At 74.1% G+C, this 25,570-nt stretch carries 25 protein-coding genes and 1 tRNA gene; 22 read left to right on the top strand and 4 right to left on the bottom strand.

Annotation, left to right across the window (positions count from 1 at the left end):
- Positions 1–6: 6 nt before the first annotated feature.
- From dusB to F1C76_17440, 6 genes are all read left to right on the top strand, one after another.
- Positions 7–1,170 (top strand): tRNA dihydrouridine synthase DusB, encoded by a 1,164-nt coding sequence (dusB, locus tag F1C76_17415; protein QNG38112.1) that lies wholly within the window; start codon positions 7–9, stop codon positions 1,168–1,170.
- Entirely contained in the window at positions 1,167–1,613 is a 447-nt protein-coding gene (locus tag F1C76_17420) for a hypothetical protein (GenBank protein ID QNG38113.1), read from the top strand. The genes dusB and F1C76_17420 overlap by 4 nt, the downstream gene beginning before the upstream one ends.
- Before the next feature lie 43 nt (positions 1,614–1,656).
- Positions 1,657–2,274: a YdcF family protein gene (locus tag F1C76_17425; protein QNG39336.1), complete on the top strand. Its 618-nt coding sequence runs from the start codon at positions 1,657–1,659 to the stop codon at positions 2,272–2,274.
- The gene (locus tag F1C76_17430; GenBank protein QNG38114.1) at positions 2,271–2,780 is read left to right on the top strand and encodes a hypothetical protein; all 510 of its coding nucleotides are present in this window, start codon (positions 2,271–2,273) and stop codon (positions 2,778–2,780) included. The genes F1C76_17425 and F1C76_17430 overlap by 4 nt, the downstream gene beginning before the upstream one ends.
- A 131-nt stretch (positions 2,781–2,911) precedes the next feature.
- Positions 2,912–5,755 carry a DNA primase gene (locus tag F1C76_17435; protein ID QNG38115.1) on the top strand — a complete coding sequence of 948 codons (2,844 nt, stop codon included), beginning with the start codon at positions 2,912–2,914 and terminating at the stop codon, positions 5,753–5,755.
- Positions 5,752–6,306 (top strand): hypothetical protein, encoded by a 555-nt coding sequence (locus tag F1C76_17440; protein QNG38116.1) that lies wholly within the window; start codon positions 5,752–5,754, stop codon positions 6,304–6,306. Before F1C76_17435 ends, F1C76_17440 begins: the two co-directional genes overlap by 4 nt.
- 4 nt (positions 6,307–6,310) lie before the next feature.
- Here the strand turns inward: F1C76_17440 and F1C76_17445 are convergent, their stop codons facing one another.
- Positions 6,311–6,520, bottom strand: coding sequence for a hypothetical protein (locus tag F1C76_17445; protein ID QNG38117.1), 210 nt, complete (start codon positions 6,518–6,520; stop codon positions 6,311–6,313).
- 116 nt (positions 6,521–6,636) lie between these two features.
- Here F1C76_17445 and F1C76_17450 point away from each other — a divergent pair.
- Positions 6,637–6,709, top strand: a tRNA-Asn gene (locus tag F1C76_17450).
- Positions 6,710–6,778: 69 nt separating this feature from the next.
- Here the strand turns inward: F1C76_17450 and F1C76_17455 are convergent.
- Positions 6,779–7,750 (bottom strand): transcriptional regulator, encoded by a 972-nt coding sequence (locus tag F1C76_17455; GenBank protein ID QNG38118.1) that lies wholly within the window; start codon positions 7,748–7,750, stop codon positions 6,779–6,781.
- Between the two features lie 44 nt (positions 7,751–7,794).
- On the opposite strand from F1C76_17455, the gene F1C76_17460 reads away from it, so the two are divergent.
- From F1C76_17460 to rhaD, 12 genes are all read left to right on the top strand, one after another.
- On the top strand, positions 7,795–8,004 hold the full coding sequence (locus F1C76_17460) for a hypothetical protein (GenBank protein QNG38119.1): 210 nt from the start codon (positions 7,795–7,797) through the stop codon (positions 8,002–8,004).
- The gene (locus F1C76_17465) at positions 8,001–8,657 is read left to right on the top strand and encodes a TetR/AcrR family transcriptional regulator (GenBank protein QNG38120.1); all 657 of its coding nucleotides are present in this window, start codon (positions 8,001–8,003) and stop codon (positions 8,655–8,657) included. The genes F1C76_17460 and F1C76_17465 overlap by 4 nt, the downstream gene beginning before the upstream one ends.
- A gap of 193 nt (positions 8,658–8,850) precedes the next feature.
- Positions 8,851–9,636: a DeoR/GlpR transcriptional regulator gene (locus F1C76_17470; GenBank protein ID QNG38121.1), complete on the top strand. Its 786-nt coding sequence runs from the start codon at positions 8,851–8,853 to the stop codon at positions 9,634–9,636.
- Complete coding sequence (locus F1C76_17475) at positions 9,633–11,135, top strand: rhamnulokinase (GenBank protein ID QNG38122.1); 1,503 nt, start codon at positions 9,633–9,635, stop codon at positions 11,133–11,135. Before F1C76_17470 ends, F1C76_17475 begins: the two co-directional genes overlap by 4 nt.
- Before the next feature lie 99 nt (positions 11,136–11,234).
- On the top strand, positions 11,235–12,269 hold the full coding sequence (locus F1C76_17480; GenBank protein ID QNG38123.1) for a substrate-binding domain-containing protein: 1,035 nt from the start codon (positions 11,235–11,237) through the stop codon (positions 12,267–12,269).
- 86 nt (positions 12,270–12,355) lie between these two features.
- Positions 12,356–13,885: a sugar ABC transporter ATP-binding protein gene (locus tag F1C76_17485; GenBank protein ID QNG38124.1), complete on the top strand. Its 1,530-nt coding sequence runs from the start codon at positions 12,356–12,358 to the stop codon at positions 13,883–13,885.
- Positions 13,882–14,916 (top strand): ABC transporter permease, encoded by a 1,035-nt coding sequence (locus F1C76_17490; protein QNG38125.1) that lies wholly within the window; start codon positions 13,882–13,884, stop codon positions 14,914–14,916. The genes F1C76_17485 and F1C76_17490 overlap by 4 nt, the downstream gene beginning before the upstream one ends.
- On the top strand, positions 14,913–16,001 hold the full coding sequence (locus tag F1C76_17495) for an ABC transporter permease (GenBank protein QNG38126.1): 1,089 nt from the start codon (positions 14,913–14,915) through the stop codon (positions 15,999–16,001). Before F1C76_17490 ends, F1C76_17495 begins: the two co-directional genes overlap by 4 nt.
- Positions 15,998–16,774, top strand: coding sequence for an aldolase (locus F1C76_17500; GenBank protein ID QNG38127.1), 777 nt, complete (start codon positions 15,998–16,000; stop codon positions 16,772–16,774). Before F1C76_17495 ends, F1C76_17500 begins: the two co-directional genes overlap by 4 nt.
- On the top strand, positions 16,771–17,466 hold the full coding sequence (locus F1C76_17505; GenBank protein QNG38128.1) for an HAD family hydrolase: 696 nt from the start codon (positions 16,771–16,773) through the stop codon (positions 17,464–17,466). Before F1C76_17500 ends, F1C76_17505 begins: the two co-directional genes overlap by 4 nt.
- Position 17,467: 1 nt before the next feature.
- Positions 17,468–18,928, top strand: coding sequence for a carbohydrate kinase (locus tag F1C76_17510; protein ID QNG38129.1), 1,461 nt, complete (start codon positions 17,468–17,470; stop codon positions 18,926–18,928).
- A gap of 59 nt (positions 18,929–18,987) precedes the next feature.
- Positions 18,988–21,027 carry a bifunctional rhamnulose-1-phosphate aldolase/short-chain dehydrogenase gene (rhaD, locus tag F1C76_17515; GenBank protein QNG38130.1) on the top strand — a complete coding sequence of 680 codons (2,040 nt, stop codon included), beginning with the start codon at positions 18,988–18,990 and terminating at the stop codon, positions 21,025–21,027.
- 108 nt (positions 21,028–21,135) lie between these two features.
- On the opposite strand, the gene rhaI is transcribed toward rhaD, so the two are convergent.
- Together rhaI and F1C76_17525 are read right to left on the bottom strand one after the other, a co-directional pair.
- Positions 21,136–22,296 carry an L-rhamnose isomerase gene (gene rhaI, locus F1C76_17520; GenBank protein QNG39337.1) on the bottom strand — a complete coding sequence of 387 codons (1,161 nt, stop codon included), beginning with the start codon at positions 22,294–22,296 and terminating at the stop codon, positions 21,136–21,138.
- 35 nt (positions 22,297–22,331) lie between these two features.
- On the bottom strand, positions 22,332–22,685 hold the full coding sequence (locus F1C76_17525) for an L-rhamnose mutarotase (GenBank protein QNG38131.1): 354 nt from the start codon (positions 22,683–22,685) through the stop codon (positions 22,332–22,334).
- 112 nt (positions 22,686–22,797) lie between these two features.
- Here F1C76_17525 and F1C76_17530 point away from each other — a divergent pair, with 112 nt between their 5' ends.
- The 3 genes from F1C76_17530 to F1C76_17540 are packed head-to-tail and all read left to right on the top strand — an operon-like array spanning position 22,798 to position 25,567.
- Positions 22,798–23,865, top strand: a complete 1,068-nt coding sequence (locus F1C76_17530) for a LacI family transcriptional regulator (GenBank protein QNG39338.1) — start codon at positions 22,798–22,800, stop codon at positions 23,863–23,865.
- Positions 23,865–25,103, top strand: coding sequence for an alpha-hydroxy-acid oxidizing protein (locus F1C76_17535; protein ID QNG38132.1), 1,239 nt, complete (start codon positions 23,865–23,867; stop codon positions 25,101–25,103). Before F1C76_17530 ends, F1C76_17535 begins: the two co-directional genes overlap by 1 nt.
- The gene (locus tag F1C76_17540) at positions 25,100–25,567 is read left to right on the top strand and encodes a cupin domain-containing protein (protein QNG39339.1); all 468 of its coding nucleotides are present in this window, start codon (positions 25,100–25,102) and stop codon (positions 25,565–25,567) included. The genes F1C76_17535 and F1C76_17540 overlap by 4 nt, the downstream gene beginning before the upstream one ends.
- The last annotated feature ends 3 nt before the right edge of the window (positions 25,568–25,570 follow it).

Genomic DNA, 25,570 nt, shown 5'->3' on the forward strand with positions numbered 1-25,570 from the left:
CGAGGGGTGACCGCCGTCCTCGAACGCCCCACCGGCGTGCCCGCGCCGCTGCGGCTGGGCGCGCTGACCGTGGACCCCGCCGTCGTCCTCGCCCCGATGGCCGGGATCACCAACCCGGCCTTCCGCACGCTGTGCCGTGAGTTCGGGGCCGGGCTCTACGTCTGCGAGATGATCACCACCCGTGCGCTGGTCGAGCGCAACGAGAAGACGCTGCGGATGGTGCGCGCGACCACCGAGGAGGCCGACGCCTTCTCGGTGCAGCTGTACGGCGTCGACCCGGCGACCGTCGAGCGCGCGGTGCAGCTGCTGGTCGACGAGTGCGTCGCCGGCACGCGCCCGGCGCACATCGACCTCAACTTCGGCTGCCCGGTCCCCAAGGTCACCCGCAAGGGCGGCGGCTCGGCCCTGCCCTGGCGCCGGCGGCTGTTCGGCGACATCGTCTCCCGCGCGGTCCGGGCCGCCGGGGACGTCCCGGTCACGGTGAAGACCCGGGTGGGCATCGACCCTGCGCACCACACCTACCTCGACGCCGGCCGGATCGCCCAGGACGCCGGCGCCGCCGCGATCACCCTGCACGGGCGCACCGCCGACCAGCTCTACAGCGGGACGGCGGACTGGTCGCACATCGCCCGGCTCGTGGAGACCGTCGACATCCCGGTGCTCGGCAACGGCGACGTCTGGGAGGCCGACGACGCGCTGCGGATGGTGGCCGAGACCGGTTGCGCCGGCGTCGTCGTGGGCCGCGGGTGCCTGGGCCGGCCGTGGCTGTTCGGCGACCTCGCCGCGGCGTTCGCCGGCTCCCCGCAGCGGGCGCTGCCGACGATGCGCGAGGTGGCCGCGGTGATGCACCGGCACGCCACCCTGCTGGCCGCCGAGCACGGTGAGCAGCACGGCTGCTCGGACTTCCGCAAGCACGTGGCCTGGTACACCAAGGGCTTCTCGGTCGGCTCGGACACCCGCCGGGCGCTGGCGATGGTGAGCTCCCTGGACGAGCTCGCCGAGCTGCTGGCCGGCATCGAGGACCAGCCCTATCCGACCGCCGTGCTCGGCGCGCCCCGTGGGCGCACCACCCCGCCGCGGCCGGTCGCCCTCCCCGAGGGCTGGCTCGAGGGCGACCGGGACGACCCCCGGCCCCCGCGCGGTGCCGAGCTGGAGGTCAGCGGCGGATGAGCGAGCCCTACCTGTACGACGACGACCCGCAGCCGCTGCACGCCGGTGCCGGCCGCTCCCGCAAGGGCCTGCTGCTGGCCATCGGCGGCGGCACCGTGGTGGTCGCCGTCGCCGCGGTGTTCAGCCTCAACGCCCTGCAGGGCTCCCCGGAGGAGCAGGTCGAGCAGGTCGCCGACGTGTTCACCCGGGCGCTCGTCGCCGGGGACGAGGAGACCGCGTGGGGCCTGCTCTGCGACGCCGAGCAGGACCGGATCGACGCCAGCCAGGTCGCCACGGACTACCTGCGGGCCGGCACCCCGCAGGTCGGGACGGCGACGGAGGCCGAGCTGGACGGCGTCCAGGCCCGCACGGTGACCGTCCGCTGGGACGACGACGGCGTGGTGACCACCAGCGAGCTGACCCTCGTCGCCGAGGACGGTCCGAAGGTCTGCGCGGGGAGCTGACCTCCCCGGGACCGTCAGGGTCGCGTGGTACCCATGACCCGTGATCGGTGGCTTCGTCTCGCGCACGGTGGGCGCCCTCGTGCTCGCCGCGGGCCTGGTCGTCGTCTCCACCGCCACCGCGATCTGGTGGACGGCGCGGCAGGACTCCCAGCCCACCTCCGACGCGATCGTCGTGCTGGGCACCGCGCAGTACAACGGCGTGCCCAGCTCGATCTTCGAGGCCCGGCTGGAGCACGCGCTGGCGTTGTGGGAGCAGGGCGTCGCCCCGGTCGTGGTGACCGTGGGCGGCCGGGCCGAGGGCGACGTGTTCAGCGAGGCCGAGGCCGGCCGGGACTACCTCGCCGCGGCCGGGGTCCCCGACGACGGGCTGCTCGCCGTCCCCGAGGGCGTGGACACCCTGGAGAGCATGCGCGAGGTCGCTTCCGCCTTCGACGAGCGCGGCTGGTCCACCGCGGTGCTGGTCACCGACCCCTGGCACGCGATGCGCGCGGAGCGGATGGCCGAGGACTCCGGCATGGAGGCCAGCAGCTCCCCGACCCGGCAGGGCCCGGCCGTGCAGACCCGCGCCGTGCAGTTCCGCTACATCCTGCGCGAGACGGCGGCCTACCTGCTGTACCGGGCGACCGGGGAGAGCGTGGCCGGGGCACCGGGCATCTCGTGACGCTCTACACGCTCACCGGCGCCGGGCACCGCGGGATGGAGGCCGGCGTGCGTGCCGTCGTCGCCGGCGGGGACGGAGACAAGGCGGCGACCGGGGGAGTGGTGGTCGCGACCCTGGAGCAGGGGTTCTGGCGGGAACGCGCCCGGGCCCTGGTCGGTGGTCAGGAGTGGGTGTTCGGCAAGGAGACCGGGGACCTCGGGGCGCGGCTGTCGGCCGACCCGGAGCACACCACGCGGATGCGCGCCGTCCGCACCTCGTTCTGGACCTCCCGCCACGAGGTCGACCTGGAGGGCGTGCTCGTCCAGGTCCAGGGCGGGGCCCGCAACCGGGTGTGGACCGTGGACGGCCAGCAGATCGGCACCAGCGGGCGGATCGGCTTCTGGAGCCCCACGCCCACCCTGACGCTGCGCGAGGACGTCCCGCTGCACCACGCGGTGTTCCTGGTCTGGCTCGACTTCACCTTCACCCGGCGCAACAACCAGGCGGCGGCTGCTGCTGCCACCTGACCGGTGTGGACACCGCCGTGACGTCGTCGTCCCCGCGCGGGATGATGGGGACGGCGACCCGGGTCGGGCCGTCCGGGAGGGGGAACGGTGCTCGAGCTGAGCAGGGCCGCAGCGCACGGGACGGACGTCTGATGGCCGGTGAACGCCGCGGCCGCATCCGCGCCGCCGACATCGCCACCGTGCGCGAGCGCAGCAAGATCGACGAGATCGTCGGGGAGCACCTGCAGCTCAAGCGCGCCGGCGGTGGATCGCTGAAGGGCCTGTGTCCCTTCCACGACGAGAAGTCCCCGTCCTTCCAGGTCACCCCGACGAGAAACCTCTTCCACTGCCTGGCGGGCGAGACCGGGGTGCTGACGGAGGACGGCACCGTTCCTATCCGGGAACTGGCCGGGAAGACCGTCCGGGTGCTCAACGGGAACGGCGGCTGGGTCGAGGCCCCCTTCCGTTCCTACGGCGAGCAGCGCCTGATGAGGGTGACGGTGACCCGGAACGGACGGGTGAAAGAGCTGTTCGCCACCGACGAGCACCGGTGGTTCGTGCCCTCGGGGGCTCTCCGGCAGAACCGCCGGGAGAAGCTGACGACTGACCTCCGGCCGGGCGACCGCCTCTCGCACTCGTTCCCCATGAGCAGGGTGCTCAACCCGGCCACCCGCCCCTCGCCCTTCGGCATCGCACGTGGCCTGGTCTACGGCGACGGCACCCGGGCAGGGGCCGGTTCGATCGCCGTCCTCTACGGGGAGAAGGACGCCGAACTCGCGCCTTACTTCGACGGGTGTCGATCGTGGTCCGAGGAGCGGGGCACCCGCTACTACGGCCTGCCTGCCTACTTCAAGGAGCAACGGCCGGCCCTGGACGAGGACGCCTCGTACCTCCTGGGGTGGCTGGCCGGCTACTTCGCCGCCGACGGGTGCGTCGCTGACGACGGGGACGCCGTCCTGAACTCGGCCGACCCCGCGAACCTGGAGTACGTCCGCACGCTGTGCACCCGCCTGGGCATCGGCACCTTCGGTGTCGCCAAGCAGACCCGGCTGGGCATCGACGGCGTGATGAGCGACATCTACAACGTCCGCTTCATGACCAAGGGCCTGCCCGAGTCCTTCTTCCTGCTCCGCCAGCACCGGGAGCGGCACATCGGGCGGACCAAGAAGTACGAGCGCAAGAACTGGGTCGTCCGGTCGGTGGAGTGGTCCGACCGGGTGGAAGAGGTCTTCTGCGCCGAGGTCCCCGGCACCCATGCGTTCACGCTCGAGGACAACATCCTCACCGGGAACTGCTTCGGTTGTGGAGAAGGCGGCGACGTCATCTCCTTCGTGCAGAAGATCGACCACCTGACCTTCAGCGAGGCCGTCGAGCTGCTGGCCGGCCGGACCGGCGTCCAGCTGCAGTACGAGGACGACGGCGGGCGCCCCACCGGGGCGCCCAACCGGGCAGCGGCCGGACAGCGCGCCCGGCTGGTGGCGGCCAACACCGCGGCCGCGGACTTCTACCAGTCCCAGCTGGCCACCCCGGACGCCTCGATCGCCCGCACCTTCCTGGCCCAGCGCGGGTTCACCCGGGAGATGGCCGCGGACTTCGGCTGCGGCTTCGCCCCCGCCGGCTGGGACACCCTGACCAAGCACCTGCGGCAGGCCGGGTTCAGCCAGGAGGAACTGGAGCTGGCGGGGCTGAGCAAGCAGTCCAGCCGGGGCTCCTACATCGACCGGTTCCACCGCCGGCTGCTGTGGCCGATCCGGGACATCACCGGTGACGTCATCGGGTTCGGCGCCCGCAAGCTCGCCGACGACGACCCGGGCCCCAAGTACCTCAACACCCCGGAGACCCCGCTCTACAAGAAGTCCACCGTGCTCTACGGGGTCGACCGGGCCAAGCGCGACATCGCCCGCCGGCACCAGGCCGTGGTGGTCGAGGGCTACACCGACGTGATGGCCTGCCACATCGCCGGCGTCACGACCGCGGTCGCCTCCTGCGGCACCGCGTTCGGCGCCGAGCACATCAACGTGCTGCGCCGGCTGCTGATGGACCAGGACGAGTTCCGCGGGGAGGTCGTCTACTGCTTCGACGGCGACGCCGCCGGCCAGGCCGCGGCGATGAAGACCTTCGCCGAGGACCAGCGCTTCGTCGGCCAGACCTTCGTCACCGTGGAGCAGGAGGGCATGGACCCCTGCGAGCTGCGCCAGGCGCACGGTGACACCGCCGTGCGCGACCTGGTCGCCCGCCGGGTGCCGCTGATCGCCTTCGTGCTGAAGACGACGCTGGCCGGCTACGACCTGGACACCGTCGAGGGCCGGGTGCAGGCGCTGGAGAAGGCCGTGCCGATGGTCGCCGGGATCAAGGACCACGCGCTGCGCCCGGCCTACGCCCGCCAGCTCGCCGGGATGCTGGGCAACACCGACGAGGCCGAGGTGTTGGCCCGGGTGCGTGCGGCGACGGGGGAGGACAAGCCGACGGCGGGCCCCCGTCCGCGGCAGAAGGCGCCCACCCGGTCCGCCGACGACGCCGCGTTCTTCATCGAGCGCGAGGCCGTCAAGGCCGCCCTGCAGTCGCCGGAACTGGCCGGGCCGGCGTTCGACGCCGTCCCCGAGGCGGCCTGGACGCACCCGGACTACGCCGCGATCGCCGCCGCGGTCACCGCCACCGGGGGCGCCGCGGCCGCGACGATCACCGGCATGGCGTGGCTGGACGTCGTCCGCGAGCACTGCGACCGGGACAGCGCCCAGGCGCTGCTCACCGAGCTCGCCGTCGAGCCGATGATGGCTCCCGGCGAGGAGGTGGACAGCGGCTACGTGCAGGCCGTCGTCGCCCGGCTGCTGGAGATGCACGCCGTCCGCCGGGTGGCCGTGGCCAAGGGCAAGCTGCAGCGGATGAACCCGGTCGAGGCCCCCGAGGAGTACACCCGGGTGTTCGGCCAGCTCGTCGCGTTGGAGCAGGAGGCCCGGTCGTTGCGCGAGCGGGCCATGGGCGGCGTGGTCGGGTGAACCCGCTGGCCCGGCTGAGACAGCGCTTCGGGCGACCGCCCGAGCAGGTCGCCGCGGCCGCGGGTGCCGAGGACGTGCTGGCCTGGGGCGTGCGGTCGGCCGGGGGCTGGCTGGCCGCCACGTCGGCCGGCCTGCGCGCGGTGCCGGCCGGACCCGACGACGGCGCACCGGACCTGCTGCCGTGGCACCTGGTCGGGCACGCCCGCTGGGCGGCCGCGGCCACCGGGGGGACGTTCGCCGTCACCCCGCTGGTCGAGGTGGAGCCCGGGGTGCAGGCCCGCGGCGCGGTGATCCGGCACGTGCTCAGCGACGCGGGGGAGCTGCCCGCGGTGGTGCGCCGTCGGGTGGACCAGACCGTCGTGGCCAGCCAGCGGCACCCGCTGCCCGCCGGGGGCGGTGTGGTGCTGGTCGCCCGTCGGGTGCCCGGTCAGGCCGCCCGGGAGTGGAGCGTGGTGTTCGACGACGACGCCGACCGGGACGACCCTGCCGCCCGGCAGGTCGCCCGGGAGCGGCTGGCCGCCGCCGTGGACTCCGACGACGCCAGCCGCTGACGCCTCAGGGCCGCTCGGACCCACCCCGTCGTCCGACGAGGGAGCTGACGGCCGCCTGGGCCTGGGCCTGCGCGACGCCGGCGGCCGACTGCAGCCGCGGGTCGTCCTTGGCGTGGTCGTAGGCGCGGCGGATCTGGTCGTACCGGCCGCGGCCGGCCTTGGCACCCAGCACGTAGCCGGCACCGAAGCCGGCGAGGAAGGACAGCTTGGCCACGAGGGACCTCCTGGGTGGGGGCTGGGAAACCGCCGACGCTACCGGCCCGACACCCGCGGGGGCCCCTCCCGGGGAGGCGGCTGCCGTGGGGTAATCTCGTCCCGCGCACGACGCCTTCCCCCGTAGCTCAATTGGCAGAGCATTCGACTGTTAATCGAACGGTTTCTGGTTCGAGTCCAGACGGGGGAGCAGCAGAGCCTGGTCAGACCCCGGTCTGACCAGGCTCGTCCTGTTCCTGGGCCGGTCCCCGCTGCGCGGTCACCGGTCGAGGAGGCCGCAGAGGGCGCTGCCCCGGGCCGTGCGCACCACCCACGTCTGCTTGGCGTGGGACACGGTCTCCACCAACCCGGCGTCGCGGAGACGGCTGCAGTGGTGGCTGACGGTGCTCGGCGCCTTGTCCAGCGTCCGGGCGAGGGCCCCGACCGTCCTCGGCCGGTCCAGGGCGCGCAGCAGCTGGGCGCGGGCGGCGCCCATGACGATCACCAGGGGGTCGCGGCGGGGCAGGTACGTCTCCTGGCTGACGGCCGGCAGGGCCCCCCGGACGGCGTAGCCCAGGCACAGGCAGTCCGCGTCGTCCGGTGTGACGCTCCAGGCGTCGGGCCCGCTCAGCATGGGCGCCAGGCGCAGCCGCCGCGGCGGCGCGAACGGCCGCACGTCCCGGAGGTAGGGCATCCGCAGTTCACCGTCCCGGACGGTGACGTGCCGGGACAGCGATCCCAGCACGACCGGGAAGGCCGACTCCCGGAGCGCGGCGGCGATCAACGGCCCCTCGACGTCGAGCCGGGCGCGGGCGCGGTCCCAGGCGACCGACAGCACGGGGGAGGCGGCCGTGAGGGTGCCGGCCACGGCACCGAGCCAGGCTCGAGGGTCCTCGGCGGCGGCCGACCACCGCGCGGGCGGTCGGCCCGCGTACTGGTCGTGGATGCGCTCGGCGACCGCATCGGGATCGGCGTCGGCCACGGCGGCGGCCATCTCCTGGACCCAGTGGGACGTGTCGGCGACGACCGGGGCCATCGCCTCGGGGAAGAACGGGTCCGCGCTGAGCCGCAGGGGGGCGTACGCCGTCAGCAGCTCGCGGCCCACCAGGGAGGTGATGCCGTGCCGGATGCCGGTGGGCACGCTGCTGTCCTGCAGCCACATGCGGCGCAGCAGCGAGTGCGCGGTGAGCCCCGGCCGGTGGATGATCTCCGGAGCGGCCTCGAGCTCGGTCATGTCGACGATGACCGCCATCTGACCTCCCAGGTCGTGGGATCGACACCTGCAGACCGCTCATCATGACCGGCGACCGCGCCGGGGGAGAACCCTTCGACCGTCGTCGAAGCGTCTCGGCCGCACCGACCGGCGCCTCCGCCCGGACGGCGCCGGAGGTCGGCGCCGCGGCGGTCACCGGGGACCCGTCGACCGGCGTCGAAGGGATCGTCGGCCGGGAGAGCACCCGCCACGGTGGGGAGGTGATGACCCGCGACGCCGTCGACGACCGGTGAGCCCCCTGCAGGGCCCCGCCGACGCGGCCGCCCCGCCCCCGGGCTGCGGGAGGGAGGTGGCCACCGGGCGCCGGCGGGGGCGACCGCGGAGCCCGGAGCTGACCGAGCGGTTCCTGGTGGCGGTCGAGGAGCTGCTGGCCCGTCGCGGCCTGCGGGCCCTGTCCTCGGACGGACTGGCCACCGACGTGGGGGCCGGGAAGGCGGCCTTCTACCGGCGGTGGCCCGACGTGGTCGCCGCGGCCGCGGAGGTCGTGTCCAGGACCCGGCTCCTGGCCTGCCCGGCCGACCAGGGGTCCATGACCGCGGACGTGGCCCAGCTGTCGGTGTTCCTGACCCGACCGCTGTCGACGCCCGAGCGGGCGGTCGGCGCGCTGGTGGGCGTGCCCGACGACCGGGTCCGCTCCGCCTTCCGGGACGCGCTGGACGGCCCGGCGGAGCAGGTCCTGCGCGAGCTGCTCGGCCGCGCGGGCGACCGGGGCGAGACGGTGGGTGGCACGGAGCCGACCGCGGTGGCGGTCTTCTTCCTCCGGTCGCTGGTCCTGAGCCGGCTGGCCTCCGGGCCCGTGGAGGAGGAGACGGCTGCCGGCGCCGCCAGCGTCCTGCGCAGGCTCCTGGCCGGACCCGTGGTGCCGTCCGACCCGGGCCCTCGCTGACCCGACCGCCCGCCTCCCGAGGCGTCGGTCCCCGGTCGGGGCGACGTCCGCAAGTCGAGGCTTTCGCACGACAAGCACCAGGCTTTCGTGATGCTTTCGTTGTTTGACGTTCGCTTTCGGTCACTCGTAGATTGCGCCCTGGGTCACAGAGACCCAGCTCACGCAGCCCCCCGGCCGAGAGGACCCCCGCACCGTGGTCGCACTGGACGAGTTCGCCCGCTCGGAGGTGATCCTCAACGAGCTGGAGAGCCGGGGACGCGTCCAGGTGACCGACCTCGCGACCCAGCTGGGCGTCTCCACGGTGACCATCCGCAAGGACCTCGAGGCCCTCGAGCAGCGGGCCGCGCTGCGCCGGGTGCGGGGCGGCGCCGTCTCCACCCGGACCGCCGACGAGGGCGCCTTCGAGACCCGGCTGCGGCACCGGCAGGCGGCCAAGACGGCCATCGCCGAAGTAGTCGCGCCGCTGGTCCGCGACGGCGACGTCATCGCCCTGGACTCCTCCACCACGTGCTGGTACCTCGCCGCGCAGCTCGTCGACCGGCGCGGCCTCGTCGTCGTCACCACCAGCCTGCCCACCGCGACGCTGCTCAGCGAGCGCACCGACGCCACGATCGTCATGCCCGGCGGGGTCGTGCGGCGCTCGGCCCGCTCGCTGGTCGGCCACGTCGGCGACGTGCTGGCCGGACGCGGCCGGATCGACCGCGGCTTCCTCGGCGGGCACGGCATCTCCGCCGAGCGCGGCCTGCTCGACCTGGCCGGCGAGGAGGCCGCCGCCAAGGCCCAGCTCGCCGAGGCGTGCGACGAGGTCTACGGCCTGCTCGACGCCAGCAAGTTCGGCAGCTTCTCCATCCACACCTGCGTCCCGGTCGAGCGGCTCACCGCCGTCTACACCGACTCCGGCGTCGACCCCGCGGCCGCCGCCGCGGTCAAGGACGCCGGCGTGCCCGTGCACGCCGTAGAGCTCGAGGCCCTCCGATGACCGCGGGGAGGACCGTTGCCGCCGTCGACCTCGGGGCCGAGAGCGGTCGGGTCGTCGCCGCCACGTTCGACGGTGCGAGGCTGCACCTGGACGTCGAGGGCCGCTTCGCCAACGGCGCCACGGTGGCCGCGGACGGCCTGCTGCGCTGGGACGTGGACACCCTCTGGACGCACGTGGCGGACCTGCTGGCGGCCCTCGCCGCACACACCCCGGTCGCCTCGGTCGGGGTGGACACCTGGGGCGTCGACTACGGCCTGCTCGCCGCCGACGGGTCGCTGGTCGACCAGCCCACCTGCTACCGCGACCCCCGCCAGGCCCGGGCCATGCGCGAGGCGGTCGCCCGGATCGGCGCCGACCGGCTCTACGGCGCCGCCGGGATCCAGACCATGGAGATCAACACGGTCTTCGCGCTCATGGACGACGCCGCGCACACCGACCGGCTGGACCGGGCGCAGACGCTGCTGATGATCCCGGACGTCTTCCACCACCTGCTCTCGGGCACCCGCGTCACCGAGTCGACCGCGGCGTCGACCTCAGGGCTCTACCGCAGCGACACCCGGGCCTGGGCCACCGACGTCGCCGAGTCGCTCGGCATCCCGGCCCGGCTCTTCCCCGAGGTCGTGGACCCCGGCACGGACCTGGGCCCGGTCACCGGGGCCCTGGCCGACCGCGGGCTGGCCGGTACCCGGGTCATCACGCCCACCGGCCACGACACCGCCGCGGCCGTCGTCGGCACCCCGTTCGCGACCCCCGGTGGGCTCTTCATCTCCTCGGGCACCTGGTCGCTGATGGGCGTCGAGCGCGACACCCCGCTGATCACGCCGGGGACCCTGGCGGCGAACCTGACCAACGAGGGCGGGTACGCCGACACCACCCGGCTGCTGCGCAACGTGATGGGCCTCTGGGTGCTGCAGGAGTGCCGACGGCAGTGGGCCGCCGAGGGACCCGACCTGGACTACGCCGAGATCGCCGAGCTCGCCGCGGCCGAGCCGGCGCTGCGCAGCATCGTCAACGTCAACGCCCAGGACTTCCTGGCCCCCGGTGACATGCCGGCCCGGATCCGCGCCTACTGCGCCCGGCACGGCGACCCGGTGCCCGAGGGGGTCGGTGCGGTCGCCCGCTGCGTCGTGGACAGCCTCGCACTGGCCTACCGGCTCACCGCCGAGGACGTCGCCACCGTGACCGGGCAGGCGCCCGCCTCGGTGAACGTCACCGGCGGCGGGGCCAACCACCGGCTGCTGGCCCAGGCCACCGCCGACGCCACCGGGCTCCCGGTGCACTGCGGGCCGGTCGAGGCCACCGCGCTGGGCAACGCCGGGGTCCAGCTCATCTCCCTGGGCGAGCTCGCCGACCTGGCCGACCTGCGCCGCGTCGTCGCCGCCTCGACCGAGCTGCGCACCCACGAACCACGTCCCGACGACCGCTGGGACGCAGCCGCCGCGCGGCTGCGCGACCTGGTGGAGCGCGACGACCACGCCCGGGGACTCCGCAGTCCCTGACCCAGACCACCCGGGGAGCCAGTGCCCGGGAGACCCACCCGCCAGCCCACAGGTGGCGGCCCCTCAGCGGGGACACCCCGCTTTCACGATGGAGTGATCATGAAGGCAGTGCACTACAAGAGCCTGGTGGCCGGGATCGGCCTGTCCCTGGCCCTCACCGCCTGCGGGCAGGGCGACGGCGGTTCGGCCGGCGGCGACAGCGGCTCCGGCGGCGGCGACGCCAGCGGCCCCACGGTCGCCTACGTCCCCAAGCTGCAGGGCATCCCCTACTTCGAGGCCATGAACGCCGGCGGCGAGGCCGCCTGCGAGGAGCTCGGCTGCACCTGGCTGTACCAGGGCCCGGTCGAGGCCGACGCCGCCGCGCAGGCCGACATCGTCCGCTCGTTCATCCAGCAGGGCGTCGACGTCCTCTTCGTCGCCCCCAACGACCCCGACTCGATGGCCCCGCTGCTCCAGGAGGCGCGCGACGCCGGGATCGCCGTCGGCACCACCGACACCGACGCCCCCAACTCGGTGCGCGAGGTCTTCGTCAACCAGGCGACCGCCCAGGGCATCGGCGAGACCCTCACCGACCAGATCGTCGAGGCCATGGGCGGCAGCGGCCGCTACGCCATCGTCTCCTGCGGTGAGACGGCCGAGAACCTCAACAGCTGGATCGAGGTGCAGCGGGAGTACACCGCCTCGGAGTACCCCGACGTGGAGCTGACCGACGTCGTCTACGCCGGTGAGGACCAGGCCGCGGCCACCCAGATCGCGACCGACCTGCTCAACGCCGACCCGACCCTGACCGGCCTCGTCGGCGAGTGCACCTCGGCCGCCCCGGGCGTCGCGCAGGCCGTGCAGGACGCCGGCCGCGTCGGCCAGGTCTCGACCGTCGGCCTGGGCACGCCCATGTCGATGGCCGACTACCTGGAGGACGGCTCCTCCTCGGCCAGCGTGCTGTGGGACGTGCAGAACCTGGGCTACCTGACCGCCTGGGCCGGCACCCAGCTCGCCGAGGGCACCGCCTTCGAGGCCACCAACGACGTCAACTCCGACCTCTCCGGGATCGAGTACGACGAGGCCACGAAGACCCTCCTGCTCGGCCCGCCGCTGGTCATCACCTCGGACAACGTCGGCGACTTCGACTACTGAGCACCACCCGTCGTGGGCGGGCCGACCGGCCCGCCCACGACGGGGCACCACCCACCCCAGAGACCACCCCCGGAGGACCCCCGGACATGACCGCAGACCCCGCTCCCGCGACGCCCGCCCGGCTCGAGGTCGCCGGCGTCGCCAAGCGCTTCGGCGCGGTGCGCGCCATCCGCAACGCCGACATGCGGGTCGAGGCCGGCAGCGTGCACGCCCTGGTCGGGGAGAACGGCGCCGGCAAGTCCACGCTGATCAAGATCCTGTCCGGCGCCGAGACGGCGGACACCGGCACGATCGAGTTCGACGGCGCCCCGGCCAGCATCGCCACCACCGGCGACGCGATGGCCCTGGGCATCGCCACCGTCTACCAGGAGCCGCAGCTCTTCGCCGAGCTCACCGTCTCCGAGAACGTCTTCACCGGCCGCGAGCTCACCCGCGGCGGCCGGATCGACTGGGCCGCGCAGAACGCGAAGGTCGTCGACCTGCTCGAGCTGATCGGGTTGCCCGGGCGCTACGCCACGGTCGCCGTCGGACAGCTCTCGATCGCCGAGCAGCAGCAGGTCTCCATCGCCAAGGCCCTCGCCGGGGACGCCCGGGTGCTGATCCTCGACGAGCCGTCGGCGATCCTCACCGACACCGAGGTCGAGGTGCTCTTCGGCGTCGTCCGTCGGCTGGCCGCCTCCGGCGTCTCGATCATCTACATCTCGCACCGGCTCGACGAGCTGTTCACCATCGCCGACACCGTCACCGTCATGCGCGACGGGCAGACCATCGGCACCCACCCGATCGGCGAGCTGACCGTCCGGAAGATCGTCGAGCTGATGGTCGGCGGCATCCTGGACGACGCCCGCCACGAGCGCACCGTGCCCGAGGGCGAGCCGCGGCTGGAGCTGCGCGGCCTGGGCCTGGCGGGCCGGTTCCACGACGTCGACGTGACGATCCGGCCGGGGGAGATCGTCGGCCTGTACGGCCTGGTCGGCTCCGGCGTGGCCGAGATCGGCGCGACGGTCTACGGGATGAGCCGGGCGACGTCGGGCTCGATCGTCATCGACGGCCGCGAGGTCAGCCCGCGCTCCCCGCGGCAGGCCCAGAAGCTGGGCATCGCGCTGCTGCCGGCCAACCGCAAGCAGCAGGGCCTGTTCGGCTTCCAGCCCATCTCCTTCAACATCTCCGCCGGCCACCTGCCGCTGCTGTCCCGGCTGGGCTGGCTGGACCGCCGCAAGGAGCGCGAGGTCGCCCGCTCCTCGATCACCCGGCTGTCGGTCAAGACGCCGAACGAGAAGCAGGCCGTCTCGATGCTCTCCGGCGGCAACGCCCAGAAGGTCGTGCTGGCCCGCCAGCTCGTCGAACGCCCCCGTCTCCTGGTCCTCGCCGAGCCCACCCAGGGCGTCGACGTGGGGGCCAAGGAGGAGATCCACCGCATCATCACCCAACTCGCCGACGACGGGACCGCCGTGCTGATCGTCACCTCCGACCTCGCCGAGGCCATCCGCATCTCCGACCGGCTGCAGGTCGTCCGGGCCGGGACCACCACCGTCGAGTTCGGCCCGGGCGCCACCCAGGTCGACGTGCTGGCCGCCGCCGCCGGCGCCGTGGACGAGGCGGGGGTGCCGGCATGAGCGCCCCCACCGCCACCCCACCCGCCGGCCCGGTCGGCGAGGTGACGCACGAGGCGAAGGCCCGCGGTCGGGTGCTGCCCAGCCCGGTCACCGGCCAGGAGGTCGTGCTGATCGTGGTGATCTCGGCGCTGTGGCTGGCGCTGAGCCTGGCCACCCCGGCGTTCTTCACCAGCGGCTCGATCATCCCGCTGCTGGTCTCGATGAGCCCGATCGCGCTGATCGGCGTCGGCATGACCATCGTGATCATCACCGGCGGCATCGACGTGTCGGTCGGCAGCGTGGTGATGGTGTCCTCGGTGGTCACCGCCCAGGCGCTGGTCGGCAACGGCCTGTCGCTCCCGCTGGCCGTGCTGCTCTCCGTCGTCGTCGGCGGGGTGCTCGGCCTGGTCAACGGCGTGCTCATCGCCTACGGCCGGGTGCAGGCCATCATCATCACGTTCGGCACGCTGAACCTCTTCAAGTTCCTCGGCCTGCAGTTCTTCGGCTCCTCCACCGTCGAGGGCATCCCCGCCACGCTGGCCTTCTTCGGCCGCGGCGAGGCCGGCCGCACCCTCGGCGTCCCGCACAGCTTCCTGATCATGCTGGTGATCGCCGCGGCCGCCTGGTGGTACCTGCGGCACACCGCCGGCGGGCGGCACTTCTACGCCATCGGCGGGGACGCCGTCGCTGCCCGGCTCGCCGGGGTGCAGGTCCGTCGCCGGGTGCTGCTGGCCTACGTGCTCACCGGCCTGCTGTCCGGGCTGGCCGCCTGCTTCGTGATCGCCCAGGGCACCTCGAGCCTGGCCGCGTCGGTGGGGGCGGGCACCGAGCTCGCCGTCATCGCCGCCGTGGTCATCGGCGGCACCTCGATCACCGGCGGTCGCGGGTCGGTGCTGGGCACCGTGCTCGGCGCGCTGCTGGTCCAGACCGTCAGCACCGGCGTCACGCAGCTCGGCTGGCAGTCCCAGCTGTCCGACCTGTTCGTCGGGATCTTCATCGTCATCGCCGTCGGCGCCGACATCGTCCGCCAGCGGACCCGGAGGACCTCATGAGCACCATCGCTCCCGCTCCCGTCACCGAGAAGGCCGCGCCCGGCGGGCCCTCGCTCGGTGCCCGGCTGCTGAAGATCGCGCTGACCCAGCGGATCGCCCTGCTCGTGCTGCTGCTGGTCGCCGTCGTGCTCACCATGACGACGCTCAGCCAGAACAACTACCTCAGCGCCCCGTACAGCCCGTCGTACATGGCCTCCACGCTGATCAACCTCGTGCCGCTGGTGCTGCTGGGCCTGGCCCAGCTGCTGGTCATCACCTCCGGCCGCGGCGGCATCGACCTGTCGGTCGGCGCGATCGTCTCGCTGACCGGCATGGTGTTCGGCTTCGCCTACGGCGAGTGGGGCTGGTCGCTGTTCCCGGCGCTGCTGCTGGCGGTCGCCTTCGGTGCGCTCTGCGGCGCCCTGAACGGCGTCCTCGTGGCCTACGTCGGCTTCCCGGCACTGATCACCACGCTGGCCACGTACTACGCCTTCCGGTCCCTGGCCCTGGTGATCAACGACCAGCAGCCGATCAGCACCCAGCCGATCCAGGACCTCTACTCCACGGCCGCGACCGTGCAGCTGCCGTTCCTGCCCGAGTCCTTCCCCCGGGTGCCGCTGGGCATCTTCACCTTCCTGATCCCGACGGTGATCGTGGTGTGGCTGGTGCTGGCCCGCACCACCTGGGGTCGCCGGCTCTACGCGGTGGGCACCAACGACGTGGCCGCCGAGTGGACCGGCATCGACGTCCGCCGCACCCGGTTCACCGCCTACGTCGCCGCGGGCGCCATCTCCGGCCTCGTCGCGGTGGTCACCGTCGCCCAGTTCGCCTCCGCCCGGCCCGACGCCGGGGTCTCCGGCACGGGCATGGCGCTGCCCGCGATCACCATCGCCGTCCTGGGCGGCGTCGCCATCACCGGCGGCATCGGCCGGGTCGCCGGCGTCGTGCTCGCCGCCCTGCTCATCGTCTGGCTGAACGCCGGGATCCTGCTCGCCGTCCCGGGCAACACCGGCAGCCAGCTCCAGCTCCTGGCGCTCGGCGCCGTCCTCGTCTTCGCCGCGCTCCTCAACGGCATCACCAACCGCCGCTACGGAGGCACCCAGTGACCGCGACGTGGGACCCCTCACTCGTCAGCCCCGAACTCGTCCAGCTCACCCGTGACCTCGGCGAACCCGCCCGCGACCTGGTGATCCTGGCCGAGGGCAACACCTCCCAGCTGCTCGCCGACGGCCGGGTGGTCGTCAAGGCCTCCGGGTCGAACATGCGGACGTCGACGGCCGAGGACTTCGTCGTCGTCGACGTGCAGCCGCTGGTCGACCTGATGCGCGACCCCCGCTCGACCCAGGCCGACCTGACCGCCGCCCTGGACGCCGGGGAGCACGAGGGCCGCCGCCGCCGCGCCTCGATCGAGACGCTGGTGCACGTCGCGGCCCAGGCGTTCGCCCCCACCGCGTTCGTCGGGCACACCCACCCCACCCCGGTGGTGGCGCTGCTGGCCAGCGTGCACGCCGCCACCGCCTACGACCGGTTCGTCTACTCCGACGAGGCCGTGGTCATCGGCCGCCCGCTGTTCGTGCCCTACGCCCAGCCCGGTGTGAAGCTCGGCCGGGTCTACCTGGAGGGCCTGACCCGGCACTGGGAGACCCACGGCGAGCTGCCGCAGCTGGTGCTGCTGGGCAATCACGGGATCGTCGCGCACGCGCCGACCCCGGCCGGCATCGAGGGCGTCTCGCAGATGGCGGTCAAGGGCGCCCAGGTGCGGACGGCGGCCTACGCGGCCGGCGGTGTGGCCCCGCTGCCCACCGACTCCGTCGAGGAGTTCTTCGCCCGCGACGACATCGAGGAGCGCCGGCGGAACCTCGCCGGGGGCGTGCTGTGACCCTGCCCGCCGAGCTGCGGGCGGTGTTCCTCGACGTCGGGGGGCCCGTCTACGACGACGAGAACTTCGTGGCCGCCGTGCTCACCGCCCTCGACGAGATGCGCGCCGCCGCCGGGCAGCCCGCGGTGGAGCGGGCCGCGTTCCGCGCCGTCTACGACCGGATCCGGGCCGCGCAGGGCGGGTCGCTGCGCACCGCGCTGGCCACCGAGCTGCTGGGCGACCCCGCGGCCCGCGGCGAGCTGCACGAGCGCACCCGGGAGCACTGGCTGCACCCGGCGGGCACCGCCTACGACGACGTGCTGCCGTTCCTGGAGTCACTCCCCGACGACGTGGTGGTCGGGGTCCTGGCCAACCAGGAGGCCACCGTCGTCGACGCGCTCACCCGCGACGGCGTCGCCGAGCACGTCGACGTCTGGGGCGTCTCGGCGATCGTCGGGCACGAGAAGCCCAGCCCCGAGCTCTTCCGGTGGGCGCTGGCGCAGGCCGGCACCGACCCCGCGCACGCGGTGCACGTCGGCAACCGGCTGGACACCGACGTCCGGCCCGCCGCCGCCCTCGGCCTGGGCACCGTGTGGGTGCTGCGCGGCGAGGCCCCCGACCACCCCACCCCCGAGCAGCTGGCCGAGCCCGACCTCGCCGTCCGCGGGCTGACCGGGCTGGCCGACCTGCTGCTGCACCCCGCGGGGGTCTGAGGTGTCTGCAGCCGGCCCCGTCGTCCTCGGGGTGGACCTGGCCACCGCCGCCGTGCGGGTGGTCGCCGTCGACGCCTCGGACGGCAGGGTGCTCGCCCGGGCCACCGGCCCGCTCGGCGCCCCGCGCACCCCGCGACCGGGCTGGGTGGAGCAGGACCCCGGGCACGCGGCCGGCGCCCTCATGGCGCTGTCCCAGGTCGTCCGGGACCTCGGTCCCCGGGCCGCGGCGGTCGCTGCGCTCTCGGTGACCGGCACCTCGGGCAGCGTGGTCGCCATCGACGACACCGGCCGTCCCGTCGGTCCGGCGCTGCTCTACTCCGACGACCGGGGCCGGGGGCTGGCCGAGGCCGCCCTGGGCGGTCCGGCCGGGTCCTCGTCCACCATCGGCCGGCTGCTCTGGCTGCTGGGGCAGCCGGGCACGGCCCCGGCCCCGGGACGCCGCTACCTGCACGTGCCCGACCTGGTGGTCGCCGCGCTGACCGGGGAGCTGGTCACCGACACCTCGCACGCGCTGAAGGCAGGCATCGACGCGGCTGCCGGCAGCTGGCCCGACGTCCTCACCGCCGCGGGGGTACCGGCCTCCTGCCTGCCCCCGCTGGTGCGGCCGGGCACGCCCGTGGGCACCGTGCTGCCGGCGGTGGCCACCGGGCTGGGGCTGCCGCCGGGGGTGGTCGTCGTCGCCGGGATGACCGACGGCTGCACCGCGCAGATCGCCGCCGGCGCCGTCCTGCCCGGCCAGACGATCGGCGTGCTGGGCACCACCCTGGTGCTCAAGGGGGTCAGCGACCACGAGGTCGCCACCGCCGGCGTCTACTCCCACCTCGCGCCCGACGGCAGCTGGTGGCCCGGGGGCGCCTCGAACACCGGGGCCGGCACGCTCACCGCCGACGACGACCTCGCCGGCCTGGACGCCGCGGCGCTGGCCGCCGGTCCGTCCCCGCTCACCTGTTACCCGCTGCCCGCTCCGCCCCGGCGCGGCGAGCGCTTCCCCCTCACCGACCCGGACGTGACCGCGTTCCTGGTCGGCCCCGGCGCGGACACCGCGGACCCGGTCGCCCGGCACCGTGCCGAGCTGGACGGCGTCGCGTTCGTCGAGCGGCTCGGGCTCGAGCGGCTGGCCGCCCTCGGCGTGGCCAGCACCGACCACCGGGTGGTCGGCGGCGGAAGCGGATCCCGCGAGTGGCTGGTCGTCCGGGCCAGCGTGCTCGGTCGGCCGGTCACCCGGCCCGCCGAGCCCAGCAGCGGGTCCGGGGCCGCCCTGCTCGCCGCGACCGCGCTGGAACCCGTCGCCGGGCGTGCCCTGGGTGACGTCACCTCCCGCGCGGTGCGTCCGGAGCTGGTGGTCGACCCCGACCCCGCCCAGGTCGCCGGGCTGGAGGAGGGCTACCAGCGCCTCCTCGCCGAGCTGCGCTCCCGCGGGCTGCTCGACCCCCACCTCCTCCCGCCTGCGGTGCCCGCGTGAGCACCGCCCACCCCCAGACCCCCACAGGCGGCCCCGCCGCCAGGACGGAGCACGACACGATGACCTCCCTGCCCGAGGGCGTCCAGGAACTCCTGGCCCGGTCCCACCGCTACGGCAGCGACCCCACCGTCACCAACTACGGCGGCGGCAACACCTCGGTGAAGGTGACCGTGACCAGCCCGGCCACCGGCCAGGACGTCGAACTGGTCTACGTGAAGGGCTCCGGGGGCGACCTGGGCACCCTGCGCGCCGAGGGGCTGGCCGTGCTGCGCCGCGAGCCGTTCCTCGCCCTGGACGACGTGTACCGCGGGGTCGAGCACGAGGACGAGATGGTCGGGCTCTTCCCGCACGCCGCCTTCGGCGCCGGCGGTGCGACGCCGTCCATCGACACCCCGATGCACGGTCTGGTCGACTGCCCGCACGTCGACCACCTGCACCCCGACTCGGTCACCGCGCTGGCCTGCGCCGCCGACGGCCCGGCCCTGGTGGCCGAGCTGTGGGGCGGGAAGGTCGCCTGGGTCGACTGGAAGCGCCCGGGCTGGGAGCTGGGCCGGCAGGTGTCCGCGCTGGCCCAGGACCCCGAGGTCATCGGGGCCGTGCTCGGCGGGCACGGCCTGACCAGCTGGGGCGCCACCTCCGCGGAGGCCCAGGAGCGCGCGCTGGGCATCATCGACCAGGCCGCGGAGTTCCTCGCCGCCCGCTCGGTGGCCGAGCCGTTCGGCCCCGTCGTCGCCGGCCGCGAGGCCCAGCCCACCGAGGTGCGGCGCACCCGGGCCGCCGAGCTGTTCCCGCTGCTGCGCCGGGTCGCCTCGGCCAGCAGCCGGCAGGTCGGCCACCTGACCGACTCCGACGTGGTGCTGGACTTCATGTCCCGGGAGAAGCTCGACCACCTGGTCTCGCTCGGCACCTCCTGCCCGGACCACTTCCTGCGCACCAAGATCCGCCCGATGGTGCTCGACACCGCCGTCGACGCCCCGCTGGCCGACGTCGAGGCCCGCCTCGTCGAGCTGCTCGCCGAGTACCAGGCCGAGTACAGCGCCTACTACGAGCGGCACGCGAAGCCGGAGTCCCCGGCGATGCGCGGCTCGGCCCCGGCGATCGTGCTGGTGCCCGGCATCGGGATGTTCTCCTTCGGCGCCGACCACCAGACGGCCCGGGTCGCGGGGGAGTACTACGTCAACGCGATCAACGTGATGCGCGGCGCCGAGGGCGTCAGCAGCTACGCCCCGATCAGCGAGGCGGAGAAGTTCGCCGTGGAGTACTGGCAGCTGGAGGAGGACAAGCTCGCCCGCCGGCCCAAGCCCAAGGCCCTCTCCGGCCGGATCGCGCTGGTCACCGGGGCGGCGTCGGGCATCGGCCTGGCCACCGCCCGGCTGCTCGCCGAGCACGGCGCCGACATCGTCGTCGCCGACCTGGACCTGGCCAAGAGCGAGGAGGTCGTGGCCGAGCTCGGGGGCCCCGACCGTGCCGTCGCCGTCCGGATGGACGTCTCGGACCCGGCGGCCGTCGCCGCCGGTGTGCAGCAGGCGGTGCTCGCCCTGGGCGGGATCGACATCGTGGTGAACAACGCCGGGTTCGTGAAGCCCGGGTCGCTGGCCGACACGGAGTTGAAGGACTGGGACGCCCAGTTCGCCGTCATGACCCGGGGCAGCTTCGTGGTCACCCAGGCCGCCGCGGTCGTCCTGCGCGGGCAGGGCCTGGGCGGCGACGTGATCAACATCTGCTCGAAGAACGCGGTGTTCGCCGGTCCGAACAACCTGGCCTACTCCTCGGCCAAGGCCGCCCAGGCGCACATGGTGCGGCTGCTGGCCACCGAGCTGGGCGAGGACGGCATCCGGGTCAACGGGATCAACCCCGACGGCGTCGTCCGCGGCTCGGGGATCTTCTCCGGCGGCTGGGGCGCCTCCCGGGCGGCCACCTACGGCGTGCAGGAGGACGACCTGGGCAAGTACTACGCCTCGCGCACCGTGCTCAAGGAGGAGGTCCTCCCCGAGCACGTCGCCGGGGCGGTGCTCGCGCTGACCAACGGCACCCTCGCCGTCACCACCGGGCTGCTGGTCCCGGTCGACTCCGGGGTGGCGGCGGCCTTCCTGCGCTGACCCACGGAACGCAGACGGCCCCGTCTCCCATCGGGAGGCGGGGCCGTCCGGCCTCCTGCAGGGTCCCGCCGCGGCCGGAGGCCGTGGTGGGGGGCAGGAGGTCCTTCTTCATGCGCCCCAGCCGGCCTGCTCACCGCCGACGCGCTCGGCCGCGACCTGCTCGAAGTACCCGGAGCGGGCGTAGGCGGCCGAGGGGTCGGGGTCCAGCCCCAGGTCCTCGCGCAGGTCGCCCAGCAGCGGCCGGACGTCGGTGTCGTAGGCGTCCTTGACGATCGAGTACGCCGCCAGCACGTCGCCCGAGCGCTGGGCCGCGGTGAGCGCCTCGGTGTCGACCAGCAGGGCCTTGGCGGTGGCCTCCTGGACGTTGGTGACCGAGCGGATCATCGCCGCGACCTTGGGCTCGATGTTGTGGCACTGGTCGAGGAAGAAGGAGATCGGCTGGCCCGTCGAGGACCCGGTGGCCGGCACCCCGGACACCGCGTCGGCCTGCACCAGCTCGTGCATGATCCGGAAGAGCTGGAACGGGTCGGCGGCGCCGGCCATGAGGTCGTCGTCGGCGTAGAACCGCGAGTTGAAGTCGAAGGCACCCAGCCGCCCGTGCCGCAGCAGGGTGGCGACGATGAACTCGATGTTGGTGCCGGGGGCGTGGTGCCCGGTGTCCAGCACGACCTGGGCCTGCGGGCCGAGGGCGACGCAGTGCGCGAACGAGGTGCCCCAGTCGGGCACGTCGGTGGTGTAGACGGCCGGCTCGAAGAACTTGTACTCCAGCAGCAGCCGCTGCTCCCCGGTCAGCCGGGCGTAGGTCTCGGCGAGGGCCTCGGCGAGCCGGTCCTGGCGCTCCCGGATGGAGTCCTGACCGGGGTAGTTGGTGCCGTCGGCGAACCACAGCTTGAGGTCGTCGGAGCCGGTGGCGTCCATGATGTCGATGCACTCGAGCAGGTGGTCGGTGGCCTTGCGGCGCACCGCCGGGTCGGGGTTGCAGACGCTGCCGAGCCGGTAGGCGTCGTCCTGGAAGACGTTGGCGTTGATCGCGCCGAGCTGCACGCCGCGCTCCTGGGCGTGCGCGGCCAGGGCGGCGTAGTCCTCGACCCGGTCCCACGGGATGTGCAGGGAGACCAGCGGGGCGACGCCGGTGAAGCGGTGCACGGTGGCCGCGTCGTCGATCTTCTCCTCCGGCGTGCGGGGCACCCCGGCCTGGGCGAAGACCTTGAAGCGGGTGCCGGAGTTGCCGTAGCCCCACGAGGGGGTCTCGATGCGCTGCTCGCGCAGCACCTGCTTGGCGTGCTCGCGGCGGTCGGGGCTGGTCACGGGGTCTCCTCGGGGGTCGGGGTGGTGTCGAGCTGGGCGTCCAGGTCGAAGACGAGCTCCAGGGGCGCCTTGTCGCTGCCGTCGCCGGTGCCGGGCACGAAGAGCGGGCCCATGGCGGCCTCCCAGCGGGCGCTGACCTCCGTGGCGCCGACGGCGGCCTGGGCGGCGTCGAGGTCGTCCACGTCGGCGGTGCCGACGAGCAGACCGTCGGCCCGCAGGAAGAGCTGGTAGTCCCGCCACCCGGCGTCGCGCAGGGCCTGGAGCATCTCGGGCCAGACCGCGGCGTGCGCGGCCCGGTAGTCGGCCAGCCGCTCGGGGCGTACCTGGAGGGTGAAGCACACGCGGGGCAACAGACGTCCTCTGAATCGTTTCACAAGTGGTGTGCCGCACACTAGGATCGACACTGGTCCGGGGTCAACCGGTCCCCGCCACGGCCTTCGAGGAGTCCCGCTGACCGCCAGCATCCGCGACGTCGCCCGCCGGGCCGGGGTCTCGCTGGGCACGGTCAGCAACGTGCTCAACCGGCCCGACCAGGTGAGCGCCGGCAGCCGCGAGCGGGTGCTGGCCGCGATCGCCGAGCTGGGCTTCGTGCGCAACGAGTCGGCCCGCCAGCTGCGAGCCGGGCGGAGCCGGACGATCGGACTGGTCGTGCTGGACATCGCCAACCCCTTCTTCACCGACGTCGCCCGCGGCGTCGAGGACGTCGCCAACGAGGCCGGCCTGTCGGTCATCCTGTGCAACTCCGACGACCTGCCGGGCAAGGAGGCCGCCTACCTGGACCTGCTCGCCGAGCAGCGGGTGCAGGGCGTGCTCATCACCCCGACCGCCGAGCTGTCCCCGCACCTGGCCGCGCTGCGCCGGCGGGGCACCCCGGTGGTGCTGCTGGACCGCCGGGCATCCGGGCCCGGCCAGTGCACGGTCGCGGTGGACGACGTCCTGGGTGGCCGGCTGGCCGCCGACCACCTGCTGGAGCGCGGGCACCGGCGGATCGCCTTCGTCGGGGGTGCCTCCGGGCTGCCCCAGGTCGAGGAACGGCACGCCGGGGTGGTGGCCGCCGTGCGCGAGGCCCGGGGGAGCGAGGACGCGCTCATCGTGTTCTCCCCGTCCCGTCTCACCGTCGAGGCCGGCCGGGAGGCCGCCGCCTCGATCAACGCCATGCCCGCCGACGTCCGGCCCACCGCGGCGGTCTGCGCCAACGACCTCCTGGCGCTGGGCATGCTGCAGGAGCTGCACCGGCACGGCGTGGCCGTGCCCGCGGAGTTCGCCCTGGTCGGCTACGACGACATCGACTTCGCCGCGGCGGCCGCCGTGCCGCTGACGTCGGTCCGCAAGCCCCGACGGGAGCTGGGCCGGCGCGCCGCCCAGCTGCTGCTGGACGAGGCCACCCGGGGCACGGACCACGTCCACGAACAGCTCGTCTTCGAGCCGGTGCTCGTGGTCCGGGAGTCCTCGACGGGCCGGGCACCGCCCGTGCGCCCGCTCCCCGGAACCGAGCACGTCCCCCGTCCCGACCACCCCGAGGTCCCGTGATGACACGCACCCGCCGTCAGGCCCCCCGTCCGGCCGAGCTCCTGGAGCTCGTGAAGTTCAAGAAGCCCGAGCTCAACGGCAAGCGCCGCCGCTTGGACGCCGCGCTGACCATCGCCGACCTGCGCACGATCGCGAAGCGGCGCACCCCGCGGGCGGCGTTCGACTACACCGACGGCGCCGCCGAGGGCGAGCTGTCCCTGGCCCGGGCGCGGCAGGCCTTCGCCGACGTCGAATTCCACCCCGACGTGCTGCGGCCCGCCGTCGACGTCGACACCTCGGTCCAGGTCCTGGGCGGGCCCAGCGCGCTGCCCTTCGGCATCGCGCCCACCGGGTTCACCCGGCTCATGCAGACCGAGGGCGAGAGCGCCGGGGCCGGCGCCGCGGCCGCCGCGGGGATCCCGTTCACGCTGTCCACGCTGGGCACCACGACGATCGAGGACGTGAAGGCGGCCAACCCGCACGGCCGCAACTGGTTCCAGCTCTACGTGATGCGCGACCGGTCGATCTCCTACGGGCTGGTCGAGCGGGCCGCGGCTGCCGGGTTCGACACCCTGCACTTCACCGTGGACACCCCGATCGCCGGGGCTCGGCTGCGGGACAAGCGCAACGGGTTCTCCATCCCGCCGCAGCTGACCGCCGGCACGGTGCTCAACGCCGCCGTGCGGCCCTGGTGGTGGTGGGACTTCCTGACCACGCCCAAGCTGGAGTTCGCCTCGCTGTCGAGCACCGGCGGCACGGTCGCGGAGATGCTGGACTGGGCGATGGACCCGACCATCAGCTACGAGGACCTCGACGTCGTCCGGGGCATGTGGCCGGGCAAGCTCGTGGTCAAGGGCGTGCAGTCGGTGGCCGACGCCGCGAAGCTGTTCGACGCCGGGGTCGACGGGATCGTGCTGTCCAACCACGGCGGGCGGCAGCTGGACCGGGCCCCGGTGCCGTTCCACCTGCTGCCGGCGGTGCGCAAGGAGGTCGGGGACGACGCCTGCGTCATGGTCGACACCGGGATCATGAACGGCGCCGACGTCGTGGCTGCCTGCGCGCTGGGCGCCTCCTTCTCCCTCATCGGCCGGGCGTACCTGTACGGCCTGATGGCCGGCGGCCGGGAGGGCGTGGACCGCGCCATCGAGATCCTCCGCACGGAGATCGTGCGCACGATGCGGCTGCTGGGCGTCAGCTCGATCGCCGAGCTCGAGCCCCGGCACGTCACCCAGCTGCACCGCCTGCTGCCCCGCGACTGACCGTGCCGGGGACAGCAGGGCAGCCGGTGGTGGTCCGCAGCGGTGCGGGCGAGCTGCTCGACGTCGGGGGCATCCGGCACCTGTTCGCCCTCACCGCCGAGCACACGGAGGGGCGTCTGGGCCTGGAGGAGTTCGTGCTCCCGCCCGGCACGCTCGGTGCGCGGCCGCACGTGCACGGTGCGCACGACGAGTACTTCGTCGTCCTGTCCGGGGAGCTGACGCTGAGCACCGCCGGGGACGACGTCGTCCTCGGCCCCGGGGACGTCGCGGCCGCCCTGCGGGGCACCGCACACGGCTACCGCAACGACAGCGGCACGGAGCCGGCGCGGGCGTTGTGCCTGTACACCCCTGCCGGGTACGAGCAGTACTTCCGGGACGTGCACGCCGCCGTCGCGGCCGGCGCCGAGCCCACCGACGACCTGCTGGCGCTGCTGCGGTCGCGCTACGACACCACGACGAGCTGATCC

Source organism: Geodermatophilaceae bacterium NBWT11 (assembly GCA_014218215.1).
Taxonomy (GTDB): domain Bacteria; phylum Actinomycetota; class Actinomycetes; order Mycobacteriales; family Geodermatophilaceae; genus Klenkia.